The 13,746-nt window shown below is 43.2% G+C and carries 16 protein-coding genes; 9 read left to right on the top strand and 7 right to left on the bottom strand.

Annotated elements, in window-relative coordinates:
* Positions 1-61 precede the first annotated feature (61 nt).
* The 4 genes from IEY13_RS27175 to murI all read left to right on the top strand — a co-directional run bounded on the left by IEY13_RS27175 (position 62) and on the right by murI (position 4,939).
* A complete protein-coding gene (locus tag IEY13_RS27175) occupies positions 62-2,824 on the top strand; it encodes a BamA/OMP85 family outer membrane protein (RefSeq protein ID WP_188958430.1) in 2,763 nt (920 codons plus the stop codon).
* Positions 2,825-2,854: 30 nt separating this feature from the next.
* Entirely contained in the window at positions 2,855-3,373 is a 519-nt protein-coding gene (locus tag IEY13_RS27170; protein ID WP_188958428.1) for an OmpH/Skp family outer membrane protein, read from the top strand.
* Positions 3,336-4,034: an OmpH/Skp family outer membrane protein gene (locus tag IEY13_RS27165; protein WP_188958426.1), complete on the top strand. Its 699-nt coding sequence runs from the start codon at positions 3,336-3,338 to the stop codon at positions 4,032-4,034. Before IEY13_RS27170 ends, IEY13_RS27165 begins: the two co-directional genes overlap by 38 nt.
* 77 nt (positions 4,035-4,111) lie before the next feature.
* Complete coding sequence (gene murI / locus IEY13_RS27160; protein WP_188958424.1) at positions 4,112-4,939, top strand: glutamate racemase; 828 nt, start codon at positions 4,112-4,114, stop codon at positions 4,937-4,939.
* 62 nt (positions 4,940-5,001) lie between these two features.
* Here murI and IEY13_RS27155 read toward each other — a convergent pair whose 3' ends face one another.
* Genes IEY13_RS27155 through IEY13_RS27145 form a run of 3 tightly spaced genes read right to left on the bottom strand, consistent with a single transcriptional unit; the run spans position 5,002 to position 7,197 of the window.
* Positions 5,002-5,346 (bottom strand): DUF4907 domain-containing protein, encoded by a 345-nt coding sequence (locus tag IEY13_RS27155; protein WP_188958422.1) that lies wholly within the window; start codon positions 5,344-5,346, stop codon positions 5,002-5,004.
* Positions 5,330-6,421, bottom strand: coding sequence for a Kelch repeat-containing protein (locus IEY13_RS27150; RefSeq protein ID WP_188958420.1), 1,092 nt, complete (start codon positions 6,419-6,421; stop codon positions 5,330-5,332). Before IEY13_RS27150 ends, IEY13_RS27155 begins: the two co-directional genes overlap by 17 nt.
* A gap of 59 nt (positions 6,422-6,480) precedes the next feature.
* On the bottom strand, positions 6,481-7,197 hold the full coding sequence (locus IEY13_RS27145; protein WP_188958418.1) for a LytR/AlgR family response regulator transcription factor: 717 nt from the start codon (positions 7,195-7,197) through the stop codon (positions 6,481-6,483).
* Positions 7,198-7,641: 444 nt separating this feature from the next.
* On the opposite strand from IEY13_RS27145, the gene IEY13_RS27140 reads away from it, so the two are divergent.
* The 5 genes from IEY13_RS27140 (at position 7,642) to yidD (ending at position 11,286) form a co-directional block, all read left to right on the top strand.
* Entirely contained in the window at positions 7,642-8,979 is a 1,338-nt protein-coding gene (locus IEY13_RS27140; RefSeq protein ID WP_188958416.1) for a DUF4270 family protein, read from the top strand.
* A 24-nt stretch (positions 8,980-9,003) separates the two neighbouring features.
* Positions 9,004-10,287, top strand: a complete 1,284-nt coding sequence (bamG, locus tag IEY13_RS27135; RefSeq protein WP_188958414.1) for a BamG family beta-barrel-assembly machinery protein — start codon at positions 9,004-9,006, stop codon at positions 10,285-10,287.
* A gap of 118 nt (positions 10,288-10,405) precedes the next feature.
* Entirely contained in the window at positions 10,406-10,561 is a 156-nt protein-coding gene (rpmH, locus tag IEY13_RS27130; RefSeq protein ID WP_188958412.1) for a 50S ribosomal protein L34, read from the top strand.
* A gap of 112 nt (positions 10,562-10,673) precedes the next feature.
* Positions 10,674-11,078: a ribonuclease P protein component gene (locus IEY13_RS27125; protein ID WP_262891998.1), complete on the top strand. Its 405-nt coding sequence runs from the start codon at positions 10,674-10,676 to the stop codon at positions 11,076-11,078.
* Positions 11,053-11,286: a membrane protein insertion efficiency factor YidD gene (gene yidD / locus IEY13_RS27120; protein ID WP_188958408.1), complete on the top strand. Its 234-nt coding sequence runs from the start codon at positions 11,053-11,055 to the stop codon at positions 11,284-11,286. Before IEY13_RS27125 ends, yidD begins: the two co-directional genes overlap by 26 nt.
* Positions 11,287-11,341: 55 nt before the next feature.
* On the opposite strand, the gene IEY13_RS27115 is transcribed toward yidD, so the two are convergent.
* The 4 genes from IEY13_RS27115 to IEY13_RS27100 all read right to left on the bottom strand — a co-directional run bounded on the left by IEY13_RS27115 (position 11,342) and on the right by IEY13_RS27100 (position 13,745).
* The gene (locus IEY13_RS27115) at positions 11,342-11,965 is read right to left on the bottom strand and encodes a hypothetical protein (RefSeq protein ID WP_188958406.1); all 624 of its coding nucleotides are present in this window, start codon (positions 11,963-11,965) and stop codon (positions 11,342-11,344) included.
* A 100-nt stretch (positions 11,966-12,065) separates the two neighbouring features.
* Positions 12,066-12,671 (bottom strand): superoxide dismutase, encoded by a 606-nt coding sequence (locus tag IEY13_RS27110; RefSeq protein ID WP_188958404.1) that lies wholly within the window; start codon positions 12,669-12,671, stop codon positions 12,066-12,068.
* Positions 12,672-12,768: 97 nt separating this feature from the next.
* Positions 12,769-13,233: a nucleoside deaminase gene (locus IEY13_RS27105; protein WP_188958402.1), complete on the bottom strand. Its 465-nt coding sequence runs from the start codon at positions 13,231-13,233 to the stop codon at positions 12,769-12,771.
* Positions 13,233-13,745 carry a hypothetical protein gene (locus IEY13_RS27100; protein WP_188958400.1) on the bottom strand — a complete coding sequence of 171 codons (513 nt, stop codon included), beginning with the start codon at positions 13,743-13,745 and terminating at the stop codon, positions 13,233-13,235. Before IEY13_RS27100 ends, IEY13_RS27105 begins: the two co-directional genes overlap by 1 nt.
* Between the last annotated feature and the right edge of the window lies 1 nt (position 13,746).

Here is a 13,746-nt window from a genome sequence, read left to right as displayed (position 1 = left end):
CCAACTGCTGACAAGAGCTGGATAAGGCTCTTTCAGCCCGGTTTAAACAAACAGCAATTGGATGCGTACAGCTTGTAAATCATTTATTCTGGTAATCGTTGCCTGCATGGGCACGCGTTTCGCCATGGCACAGGTTCCAGAACAAAAGCCGGATTCTACCGGCCAGATCACTTCTATTGATGCCGATCTGATGAATCTGCTGAATCAAAAGACCCCGAAGAAGTATAAAATTGGGACTATAAAAGTTACCGGAAACAAATTCTTTGATGAGGCTTTATTATTGTCCATTGCAGGTATTAACCCAGGCGATGAAATTTCTATCCCCGGCGGCGACAATTTTGCCAAGGCTATTACCAAGCTGTGGGCACAGAACTATTTCAGCGATGTAGAAATTTATGTTACCCGTCTGGATGGTAAAAGTATTGATCTGGAAATTGCCGTTACTGAGCGCCCGCGCCTGTCTAAGTTTTATTTCAGAGGTGCCAAAAAGAGCGAGCAGGACGATTTGAAAGCTAAAACAGGTCTGATTATAGGCAGGGTTATTACTGAAAACATGAAGGTGTCTGCTATTGACGCTATCAAAAAATATTATTTCGATAAGGCCTACCGCAACATTACTGTAAGAACGGAGGAAGTGAACGATCCTTCCGCAGAAAACTACCAGTTGCTTTACTTCAACATCAATAAATCTAACAAGGTAAAAATTGATGAGATCAGATTTGTGGGCAATCAGGTGGATGAAGCCAAGCTGAAAAAGCAGTTAAAAGGTACCAAAGAAAGAAGCCGTTTTACATTGTATCCTACTAAAGATACTATTGGCTGGGTTGACCCTAAGGTGTACACTTTTGAGCAGTATGTAAAGGAGTGGGGCTTTCTGGTACCCTCTAAAACCAAAAAGCTGGTAGACCCATACGTTAGGTTTAAGCTGTTTACTTCTGCCAAGTTTAATGATAAGAAGTACGATGAGGATAAAATAAACCTGATTGACTACTATAACTCTCTCGGTTACCGTGATGCGGCTATTGTAAAAGATACCATGTATTATATAGATGGTAATATGCACATCAACATTCGTGTGGATGAGGGGCATAAATATTACTTCGGTAACATTGCCTGGAGAGGTAATACCAAATATTCCGATTCTCTGTTAACAGAAATTCTGGCTATCCGTAAGGGTGATACCTATAACGCGGAACTGCTGAATAAAAAGCTGGGCAGATCCGTTTCTCCTGAAGGCGGCGACATCAGCGGCTTGTATATGGATGACGGTTATCTGTTTTTCCGTACAGACCCTGTGGAAACTGCGGTATATAATGATACCATCGATTACGAAATACGTATAGTGGAAGGCCCGCAGGCTACCATTGAAAAAGTTACCATTGCCGGTAACGACAAAACCAAGGAACACGTAATCCGTCGTGAGTTGCGTACCATACCTGGTGATAAGTTCAGCCGTCAGTTGCTGATCCGTTCACAAAGGGAAATTGCCAACCTGGGTTATTTTAACCAGGAGAAAATTGGTATTAACCCGGTACCTAACCCTGATAAGGGTACGGTGGATATTAACTATACACTGGAAGAGAAGTCCAGCGATCAGTTGGAACTGAGTGCCGGCTTTGGTGGTGGTATTGGTTTAACCGGTACACTGGGTGTTACCTTTAATAACTTTTCTGCTAAAAACATCTTTAGTAAAAAAGCCTGGGATCCGCTGCCAACCGGCGACGGGCAAAAGCTGAGTCTTCGTGTACAGAGTAATGGGCGGGCCTACCGTTCTTACAACGTATCCTTTACCGAACCCTGGCTGGGCGGTAAAAAGCGAAATGCATTTACTGTTGGGTTATTTGATACCAAATATTCCAATGCCTATAATTATATGACAGGCCGTTATGAAAAAGCAGCGGGAGATACTTCCTTCTTCCGTACTACCGGTGTGTCTGTTGGTTTGGCAAAACAACTGAAATGGCCGGATGACTATTTCAATCTGGGCTTTACGTTGAGTTATGCGCGTTATCAATTACGTAACTATGCTATTGACCGTAACCTTACGTTACGCGATGGAAGCATCTGGCAGAATGGCCATTCCAATAACCTGAGTTTGAAAGTGGCGCTGCAGCGTTCATCTGTTGACCAGCCCATTTTTCCAAGATCGGGTTCTAACTATTTGCTGAGTGTTCAGCTGACTCCTCCTTACTCCTTGCTTAATCCGGGAGTGGTGCGTGAGTCAAATCCATATAAATGGGTGGAATACCATAAGTGGCGTTTTACCGGAGAATGGTATGTGCCGTTAACTGCACCGCATGGCGCAGAACGTAACAAGCAGCTGGTATTAAAGGCTGCTGCCAAATACGGCTTTATCGGCCGCTATAATAACGACCTGCAGGTATCTCCGTTCGAACGGTTCCAGGTGGGTGATGCAGGTTTAAGTAACACGTTTGCCTTGTTGGGGTATGACATTATTGCCCAGCGTGGTTATCCGGTGTACGAAACCTCCGATCCTACCATAAACCCCGATCAGCAGGGCGCTTCCAGATATTTTACCATGTTTAATAAATATGTGCTGGAGTTGCGCTATCCATTAAGCTTAAACCCCAGCAGTACTATTTATGGTTTAACCTTCTTTGAGGCGGCCAATGGATGGTATTCGTTTAAGGACTATAATCCTTTCCGCTTAAGAAGATCTGTAGGTGTGGGTATGCGTTTCTTCCTGCCTATGTTTGGCCTGCTTGGCTTTGACTATGGTATTGGTTTAGACAGAACCACGCCTGGCAATGGCCTGAAAGGTGCCAGCAGATTTACCTTTATGTTAGGCTTTGAACCGGAATAAATATTATATATTCATCAAAAGAAGTTTTGTATGAAGCTGAAATTATTCTTACTGGCTTGCGGCTTGTGCCTGTTTGCCGGTATGTTAAACGCCCAGCGCTACGCTATTATTGACACCAAGTATATTCTGGGTAAAATACCGGAGTATAAAACGGCTGAAATACGATTGCAGCAAACCAGCGAAACCTGGCAGAAAGAAATTGATGCCAAACAGACAGTGCTGGATAAAATGTATAAGGATTACGAAGCAGAGAAGGTGATGCTGAGTAATGAGCTACAAAAGAAAAGAGAAGACGAGCTGTTTAATAAAGAGAAGGAAATCAGAGATTTACAGAAGAAGCGTTTTGGGTATGAAGGCGACTTGTTTAAAGAACGCCAGAAACTGATAAAACCCTTACAGGACAAAGTTTATAACGCTGTGCAAAAATTAGCTGTAGCGCGCAGTTATGACTTTATTCTGGATAAAAGTGAAGGAATTACTGTTATATTTGCCGACCCCAAACTAGATAAGAGTGACGATATTCTGGCAGATTTGGGCATTAAAAACTAAAAGTTTATTTTTTAACTTCATACACAATCAACAAATGAAAAAGGTGTTATTATCACTGCTTGCGGTTGCGGGTTCTTTGTTAGCATCTTCAGAAGCAGTGAAGGCTCAGGCTCAGCAGCCATTGAAAATCGGGGTTTTTGACATTGAGATCATGATGCAGGTGATGCCCGGTTATCGCGCTGTTGATAGTACTGTTCAGGTTTACGAAAGAGATTCTCTGGCAGCTGAATATAATGATTACCAGTCCGAATATCAACGTCTGGATAGCATTTACAAAGCAGACTCTGCAGCAGGTAAATCCAAAGCTGTGTTAGAGATGCACAAAAACAACCGTCAGCAGGTTGCTATGAACCTGATTTACTGGCAGCAGATTGCAGAGAACAAATCTCAGCAGAAAAGAGCTATCCTGGCTCAGCCTATTTACGAGAAAGTAGTAAACGGGTACAAAAAAGTACTGGACGCTAAGAAATTTTCGCTGGTATTAAAGCCAAACAGCTTTGAATTCTTCGGTTCTTCTGCAGTAGAAAACATTTTTGTACTGGTTGCAAAAGAGTTGAAAGTAGCTTTACCACAGGAACTGGGTGGATCCGGTGCTGTTGATGATGATGCTAAACCAGCAACCGCTCCTAAGCCAGCTGTTAAGCCAGCAGGCAAAAACTAAGCAGTAACGCTTTAAAACATAGTAAAAGAGACAGCTCGCAAGGCTGTCTCTTTTCGTTTGTATATACCTTTGCTTTTATGCAGCAGAAGCTTCAACCTATTGGTGTTTTTGATTCGGGGTATGGCGGATTAACCGTATTAAAAGAAATTGTAAAGGCCCTTCCTCAGTACGATTATATATACATGGGCGATAATGGACGTGCTCCTTATGGCTCCCGTTCTTTTGATACGGTTTATCACTATACACTGCAATGCGTAGAATGGTTTTTTAAACAGGGGTGCCCGCTGGTAATTCTTGCCTGTAATACTGCCTCGGCAAAGGCTTTGAGAAGTATACAGCAGAAAGATTTGCCGGTAATAGCGCCTGATAAAAGGGTGCTGGGCGTAATAAGACCTACCTCGGAAGTAATAGGCCGCTATACAAAAACGAATAAGGTGGGCATTATGGCCACCAATGGCACTGTGCAATCCCAATCCTATCTTCTGGAAATTGAGAAGTTTTTTCCGGGTTTAAACGTTCAGCAGCAGGCATGCCCCATGTGGGTGCCACTTATTGAAAACAATGAGTTTAGTAATGAAGGGGCAGACTTCTTCATCCACAAGTATATAGAGCAGTTAAAAGAAAAACAGCCGGATGTAGATACGGTGTTGCTGGCCTGTACACATTACCCGCTGATAAGAGAGAAAATACAGCAGCATTTACCTGAAGGCACACAAGTAATAGCGCAGGGCGAAATAGTGGCTGAAAGCCTTGCAGATTACCTGCACAGGCATCCTGAAATGGAAGAGCGGCTAACGAAAAGTGGCAACAGAGCTTTCTTTACTACTGACTCACCGGCCGATTTTGACGCGGCTGCTACCAGATTTTATGGCCAGACAGTAACATCCGGCCACATTGATTTATAAGATACAAACGCAATAAAAAAGCCCGGCAATGCCGGGCTTTTTTTATAATTCAGTCAAAGCTTCTACTTGATAGTAATATTCAACTGTTGTATTTCTGCTTTACTAAGCGCTGGAACCTGTCCCTTCTTAATCTTTTCAACTACCAGTTTTCCTGTTTTCTCCGCTTCTTCTTTGCTTACAAATGCATGAAGCCCGGAAACTGCTGGTATTCTATCCTGCTTAATATACATTTTATGGTCAACGTAGATATCGTATCCCCATTGGCCCTCTCCTAATTGAACCAGCTTTAGTTCTATTGGGAGCAGATCGTCCGGACTTTCTTTTTTCTTCTGCTCTTTACAGCTTACCACAGCAAGCAGCATACACAGAGAAAGAAGCAGTGCTGATATCTTAGTCGTTTGCCTCATATGTCTGGTTAGGCATAAATTCCTGGAAGTCTTCCAGATAAGAGCTGGAACCATAAACACCAGTACCTACAAAACCTCTGTTACGTACAGTAAAACCAACTGCACCTGTTCTTTGCGTACGCTCCAAAGCTGTTCTTCTCAACCATACATCGTTAGCAAAGTCATAACGCCAGGTTTTAGAAATCAGCGTACCACCCTGATCACCAGCAGTTAAATAACCGTAGCCGTCAATTACAAAAGTGCTTGCATTCTGACGGTAGATGTCGGAATAATCGTCATCATAGCTGTCAGAAGAGGTGTTTGTAATGTTGCGCAGCTGAGTCCATTTCAGCGTTGTGCTGTCTAAAACCCACATATCATTCAGATAAGAAGAGCTGCTGTAGCCACAGAACAGGTATGCCTTGTTTTTGTAAACAAAAGACGAAGCACCTCTGCGTTTGTCGCCTGAAATTGACTGTGCAGGAGACCAGCTGTTAGATGCAGGATCGTAAGAGAAATTGTCTTTAACGGTATTGGCACCATCGAAACCAGTGGTAATGTAGCCTTTGCTACCTAAGCCAAAGCCTACAGCGTAAGCACGGGCGCTACCAGGGAAGTTGGCTTTAGCGGTCCAAACTTTACCGTCAAATGCATAAAAATCTCTCAGGAAGTTAATTCCATCAGAAGAAATACCAGTACCTACATAACCAGTATTGCCAATATTAAAACCAACTGCATATGCACGGAAAGTACCGGGCAATTCTTCAACCTGAGTCCAGGTATAGCCGGTTTGGTCATTTCCGGTGCTTACCGGAGGCATAGATAATTTCCAGAAATCTTTCAGATAACCGTTTTGCAACAGCAGGTTTCCGTTTTCATCCACGTAGTTACCGGTTGCATTTTTATTAATACCTGTTCCTACATAAGCAGTATCATTAATTACAAATGAAACAGCTCCGGCACGTGCAGGACCATCAAACTGACCTCTTTTTACCCAGTTTCCTTCTTCTGTATCAGGTGTACTGGAGCTTTTGTTACAAGAACCCATTATAAGGGCCACACAAGCCGTGCTGAGAATTAGTAATGAATTCTTCATATAATTCATGTCGTTTTGAAAATTTATCGCGGCCAAAATAACGGCTTTTTTAATTAGGTCTACGAATTTCTGAATACAATTTCTTGTAAATTATTCTTAAAACCGATACTGACTGGTATATCTGTCTGTGCAATCATTACCCGGTTCTTGCAAATTACGTTGATCTTATTTATAGAAACGATGTAAGAACGGTGAATGCGGATAAAGCGGTCATTAGGCAACTTGCTCTCGAACGATTTCAGGTTTTGCAGCGTAAAAATGGGCTTGCTGTTGTCTTTCAGGTAAATTTTTGAGTAGTCTTTCAGGCCCTCTATATACAGAATATCACTCAGGTCTACCTTCACAATCTTGTATTCTGTTTTAATAAAAATGAATTCCTGTTGCGAGACAGTCTGAAACTGCGGCCGGCAGCTTTTAACCATGTTAATATGCTCCTGAGCCCGGGTAGCGGCACTTACAAAGCGGGTAAAGGATATGGGTTTCAGCAGATAGTCTACCACATTCAGGCTGTAACCTTCAATGGCGTACTCCTGATAAGCAGTGGTAAATATGGCTGCTGGCCTTTTTTTCAGGTTCTTTAACAGGTCAATACCGGTAATGCCGGGCATTCTGATATCCAGAAACAACAGGTCCACTTCTTCCTGTTCAATATACTGAATGGCTTCCAGGGCGTTGCTAAACGTGGCTTTCAGCTTCAGAAACGGCACTTTTTCTATATAATCGCGGATAAGGCCGGCAGCCAATGGTTCATCATCGATAATTACGCTGTTGATCATACTATTGTCTTTTTGGAGGGAAATGATACGGTGGATATTGTTTTCTATGTTACTGATGAATGACCGGTCCGGATAACCAGACCCATCTATTCTCATGCTCTGAGGGTAGATACCCTAACAAGTCTTTTACGCTGCCCGGCAGTATTTTTTAACAGTATATCCTGATTTAGCAAGGGTATTTAGCCGGAGTTTTATGGCTGCCAAAAGGCAGATGCTAAGAAAAGTACGGTGTGGAAACGCTGCATGGTACGAAAAATTTATTCCGCACCAGCCTTATTTGTGGTTCATTTAACAATAATAAATAAGCCTATTTGCGCGCATATTTTTGAATAATACTAATATTGTGGCCGATTAAAGATTTTCTAACACTTATTTATATTAACAATTATACTCATGCACACCAGTCGTTTTTGCTCATCTTTCACTGTCAGGTGCAACGGATTTATGAAATGGACGCTACTGGCTGCTATCGCATTTTTTCTGCTCCCTTCCTGCAAAAAGGTAGATGTTGACTTTGGCCAGCAACAGGTGGATGGAAGCCATACCGAAATTATTAAGCTGGATACTATTACTCCTGTTGTTTCTACTGTTTTTGTGGATTCCTTTTCAACTGCCTCCCCGGGTGTAGCGCTGATAGGCACCAACAACGATCCTGTTTTTGGAAAGTCATCTGCCATGAATTATTTTGAAGTATCCGCCCCATCTGTTACTCCGGGTACTGATGATACCTTCGATTCTCTGGTGCTGATTTTAAAGCCTAACAAAACCTGGTATGGAGATACAACCAAACCTGTTCATTTGAATGTATATGAGCTGGATCAACTGATTGAGCCGGTGTTAAATACTGATTATGCCACTGCGGGTACTCTGTACAATACCACTTCTTTTGCCAGAAAAAGCACCTTACTGGGTAGCAGAACATTGTATGTAAGCCCCAACCGTACTGATTCTATTGTTGTAAGACTGGATGGCACCAACCTGGGCGATACGTTGTTCAGGATGATGAAGAGGAACGATGATGCACTTTCTACCGCTGAAAAGTTCCGCAACTTTGTTTTAAAAGGACTGTGTGTGGGTAGTGATGCTGCTGACCAATTGATTCTCGGTTATAAAGACAGTATGTCTTTACGCCTGTACTATAAAAATACAGATGTAGTACGGCAGCAGACTTACGCCACCTTCGATATTTCTAACACCAGTCATCAGTTCAATCACATTGACATTGATCGTTCCGGTACAGCGTTAGGCAATGCAGGGTTTGGCATTAACAGAAAGCAGATTTATTCGCCTGCACTCGGAAACAGGGCCTTTATGCAGTTTCTTACCGGGTCTATGGTTAAAGTACGCTTCCCTTCATTAAGAACGGCGCTTACCAACGCTCCTAACTATTCTAACATCTTATCTGCCCGCCTTACCATTAAGCCGGTGTTGAATACGTATAATTACCCGTATGCACTGCCAGCCGCTTTGCGTATGGTAACCACCGATATTGAGAATGAGCTGGGAACAGATCTGGTATATACTTCCAGTACTTCTTATACCACACAGACGGGTAACCTTTTTTATGACTATACAAACCTGAGGAATACAGCTTATACCTACGATGTTACTGCCTACCTTGCGCAGCAACTGACGGTAACAACGCTGAATAATGAAAACGGTTTGTTGCTACTACCGCCATCCTCTACATTTACTACCAGCTTTGACAGACTGGTGGTAGGTGATAACAATAATTTAGACGGGCAGATGTCGCTGGTCATTTATTACATGGCTATAAAATAACCAACTGCTAGAACAATACTACTAATGAAGCAAGTATCAAAAATATTTTTTTGCGCATTACTGGCCGGTGTGGCAAATAAGAGTATTGGACAAACCAATGCTTCGCCATACTCTGTAATTGGCATAGGCGATATAGAATCCGGTTCTCTTGACCGTTCTGCCGGTATGGCTAATACAGGCGTAAGCCTTTCGTCTTTCCGCTTTATGTACCATTCCAATCCGGCTTCGTATGTAAAACTGCAGGATAAGTTTTTTGCTTTTGAAATGACCGGTCGTTTTAAAGCGGTGAACTATGTAGGAAAACCTATAGCTTCTACTACCGGAACTTCTACTGATTTGCAGGTAGCCAAACTGGCTGTGGCTGCCAAAGTAAAACCCTGGTGGGGTGCCAGCATTGGCTTGTTGCCCTACAGCAGCAGCAACTACTCTTTCCTTACTACCAAAGGTGTAGTGGGCGATCTGCAGTATAACATGGGCGCCTATTATAAAGGCTCCGGTGGTTTAAACAAGGCTTATTTTGCCAATGCCTTCCAGGTAAATAAAAATCTGGCAGTGGGTGTTGAGGCCGGATATATTTTTGGAAATATGCAACAGGTAGAAACGCTGGACGCTTCTGAGCTTACCGGATCTACTATTTCTACCACCAGCGACCGCTATATGCGTAATGTTCTGTTTAAAGGTGGATTACAGTATAACGGTAAAATTTCTGAAAAGCTGAAGGTGGCGTTGGGCGCAACTGCTTCCAACAAAACCCGGTTAAACACTACTAATTATGTTACTGTTGTAAACGGTTCATCTACAGTAGTTTCTGATAAAGACCTGGGTGATGGTAGCTTTTATTTGCCTGTTTCCTATACAGTAGGTGGTTCTATCAACTACAACCGCAAATTCATGCTTGCAGCTGATTATCAGCGCCAGAACTGGAACGCCTTAAATTATACTGGCTTAAGCTATCGGCTGGTAAACAGCGATCGCTATTCCATTGGTTTTGAATACTCTGCACAGCAGTCCCTGCCCGGATATAACAATACGCCCAGCGGTCTTTTCTTTGAGAAATACTTTTTACAGGCAGGATTCTTTTATGGCAATTCTTACCTGAGAATGTACAATGAGCAGCTGCAGAATTTTGGAGGTACTATTGGCCTGGGCATGAACTCTAAAAAGAGCAACCTTTCTTACCAGTTAAGCGTAGAACTGGGCTCTTATGGTACTACCAAAAGCAACCTGATTAAGCAAAACTATTCTACCGTGAACTTTACGGTAATGTACCGTGACTTCTGGTTCACCAAGATGAAAAAATACGATTAATATTTTCTGACAACAGAATTATTTCCTAGCTTTGCCGTCCTTTCACCGGGTGGCAGTGATGGTGACTGTTATCTGAAAGTTGAAATTCATTTGTAAGGGTTAGTAAAAAATTATTGTAATGAAACGTACATTTCAACCACACAGACGTCGTCGTAAAACTGTACACGGTTTTCGTAAGCGTATGGAATCAGCCAATGGTCGTAAAGTATTGGCAAGCCGCCGTGCGAAAGGCCGTAAGAAACTGACTGTTTCTGACGAGAGAAGACTGAAGTAGTATTAAAAAGCTATTATAGTATTGAAAGCTCCCCGTAAGGCGGAGCTTTTTTTGTTAGCAGGTAATTGTACTTGTGTTGCCGTATTTGGTATATCTTTAAAAAAAGCAGCTTATCACACAACGTTATACATACGGAAGAAAGGATAAACTAAAGAGCCGCAAAACGCTGGAGGCGGTGTTTAAGCAAGGTAAAAGCTTTCTGGTATTTCCTGTAAAAGTGGTGTTTTACCAGCCAGAGATAGTCGGTTATTCTCTGCAAACAGGTGTGGGCGCCGGCACCCGCCATTTTAAAAGAGCAGTACACCGTAACCGTATTAAGCGGCTGATGCGGGAGTCGTACCGTTTGCATGCTGCACCACTTCAGCAATATTTGCTGGAGCAGCAGAAGCCGCTGGCGGTTTTTCTGTTGTATATAGATAAAGTACTGCCAGATCAGGAGTTACTGCATCAGAAGATGCCGGTAGTTATTCGTCGCTTAATAAAGGAATTACATGAAGTGGATGCTACGGCTACTTAGTTACCCGTTTATAGGTCTTATACGCGTGTATCAATACATAATTTCTCCTGCGCTGGGCCCCAACAAGTGCCGTTATACACCTACCTGCTCGCAATATGCTGCAGAAGCGCTGAAAAAACATGGAATAATAAAGGGAATGGTGCTGGCTATTAAACGTATTGCAAGCTGCCGGCCTGGCGGCGGAAGTGGTTATGATCCGGTTCCTTAAGTGTATAAAAAACGTTGGGCGTAACTAATTCACACCCAACGTTTCACGTGTCACGTTATTTTTTTGTTTCCGCTGGCTTTGCCTGGGTCATTTTTTCTAGCTTGCCAATCAGTTCGCGTACTTCATTGTTAGTAGAGAATTTGTAGATTTCTACTTCTTTGCCATCTTTAGAAGGCTCAATTACATCAGGAACTTTGTGGAAAGGGCCGTAAATACGGGCATTAGCATTGTCGCTCACTTTTACCAGCTGGTTAGTTGCTACCAGAAAGTTGCGGCTGGCAGCAGACACATTAGCACCGGTAGTTAATTTTTGCAGACTGTCAATTTTCGCTTTCAGATCATCCTGCGAAATCATTTTGCCGCCTGCACCATCCGCAGAAAGCTTCTGGTAGCTACCTACCACCGTATCTGCTCTCAGGCTCAGCACGTAAAAGCCGGGGTCTTTCACTTCTATACTTACTTTACCATTAGGGCCTGTAGCGTCAATGGTTTGTTTATCGTTGCCTTTCAGGGTTACTTCCACTTCAGAATAACCGCTGCCATCTGTAACAGTAATGCTGTTTTCGGTGTGTTTAATAGTGCCTTTGGCCATCACAAGTACTTTCTTTTCCGGGCCGCCACCGCATGCAGCCAGCATAGCAAGTGGCATCAGGCCTAACAATGTCTTTTTGAGCATCATTGTAATCGTTATTAGTTGAAGATTAGGTTGAATAAAAAAGTCCGGCAACATTACGCTGCCGGACCTGAAATTAAAAATTATTTAGAGGCTTTGCCGTTTTTTATTTGGCAGCAGTGAAGCGCTCCGCTACTTTGGTCCAGTTTACCACGTTCCAGAAAGCACCCAGGTACTCAGGACGACGGTTCTGATACTTCAGGTAATAAGCATGTTCCCACACATCAACACCCAGTAAAGGAGTACCTTTTACTTCAGCAACATCCATTAACGGGTTGTCCTGGTTAGGGGTAGAGCTTACTTCCAGCTTACCGTCTTTTACCAGTAACCATGCCCAGCCGCTACCAAAACGGGTAGTGCCTGCTGCATTCAGTTTTTCTTTGAATGCATCAAATGAACCGAATGCTGCATTGATAGCTTCAGCCAGTTCACCTGTAGGAGCGCCACCAGCGTTTGGAGCTAAAGTTTCCCAGAAGAAAGTGTGGTTCCAATGGCCACCACCGTTGTTACGTACAGCAGGAGAAATTGCACCTGCGCTTTTCACCAGATCTTCCAGGCTCTTGCTCTCATGCTCTGTACCTGCGATAGCTTTGTTCAGGTTATCTACATAAGCCTGATGGTGCTTGCCGTGGTGTATCTGCATGGTAAGAGTGTCGATATGGGGTTCCAGAGCTTCATGTGCATATGGAAGTGCCGGTAAGGTAAATGCCATAATTATTGATTTAATGATTATTAAAAGAACGAGGTCTAAGTTGCAACAAATTTATTGCCAGATGGGGTATCATACCAAATTCCATTGGCTGTTATCGTTACTTTCTTCTGGCGCGGAAGAAAGACTGCATAAGCCAGGCGCATTCTGCCGACATAACGCCCCTTACTATTTCCGTTTTAGGGTGAAAAGGTGCGCTTTCATATGTAGCAGCAGGATCAGTAAACCGGCGGTAACCGTTTTTTTCATCACTTGCTCCATACACAATACGTCCTGTTTTACTCCAGTATAATGCCCCGCAACACATAAGGCAGGGTTCTACTGTTACATAAAGGGTAGCATCGGGCAGGTATTTGGCGCCTATATAATTAAAAGCAGAGGTTAATGCAATAATTTCTGCGTGTGCTGTGGGGTCGTTCAGGCGTTCGACCTGATTATGGCCCCGGGAAATAATTTTATTGTTAATCACTACTACGGCGCCTACGGGCACTTCTTCTGCATCAAAAGCCAGCTGCGCTTCTTTCAAAGCATGCTGCATAAAATATATATCGTCGTGTGGTAACATTAGTGCTGAGATAAAGTATGTAGTTGCCGGGTATACCTGGCCAACCGTTGTGCTGCAAAGGTATCGGTAACAAGTAATACTGCCGCCATAATAGCAAGAGAACACCACAGCCCATACCAGAAAGCTTTGCCGGGCTGTAGCCTGTATAGCAGCAAAAGCGCAATGCCTGTTGCCACCAATACGGCCTCTGCTATACGCAGCCATTTCAGCTTTGCTGCGGCAGCTTGCATCCGCGGCAGCTCTTTTTGTGTCAGCAAATCAGGATTCATGTCCAGCGCATATACATGGCTGATGCGTTGTTCATCATTTTTTTTGTATACCGGATAACAGGAACTTATCAAAACAAAGCCTGTTATAAGTGCCGGCAAGGCCGCTCCTTTCCAGAAGGGCTGTTTACTGAATAACCAGCACACTACAGCACCCGCAAGCAAAACAACTCCTGTAATAAGAAAAGCTAATGCCGTATGCTTTTCCCATGTAAAGTACTTTTCAATATCTGTTCTGGTAAGCATG

It is taken from the genome of Filimonas zeae, assembly GCF_014641615.1.
GTDB lineage: Bacteria > Bacteroidota > Bacteroidia > Chitinophagales > Chitinophagaceae > Filimonas > Filimonas zeae.
Note: the sequence above shows the minus strand (reverse complement) of the source record. Positions and strands in the feature narration are given on the sequence as shown.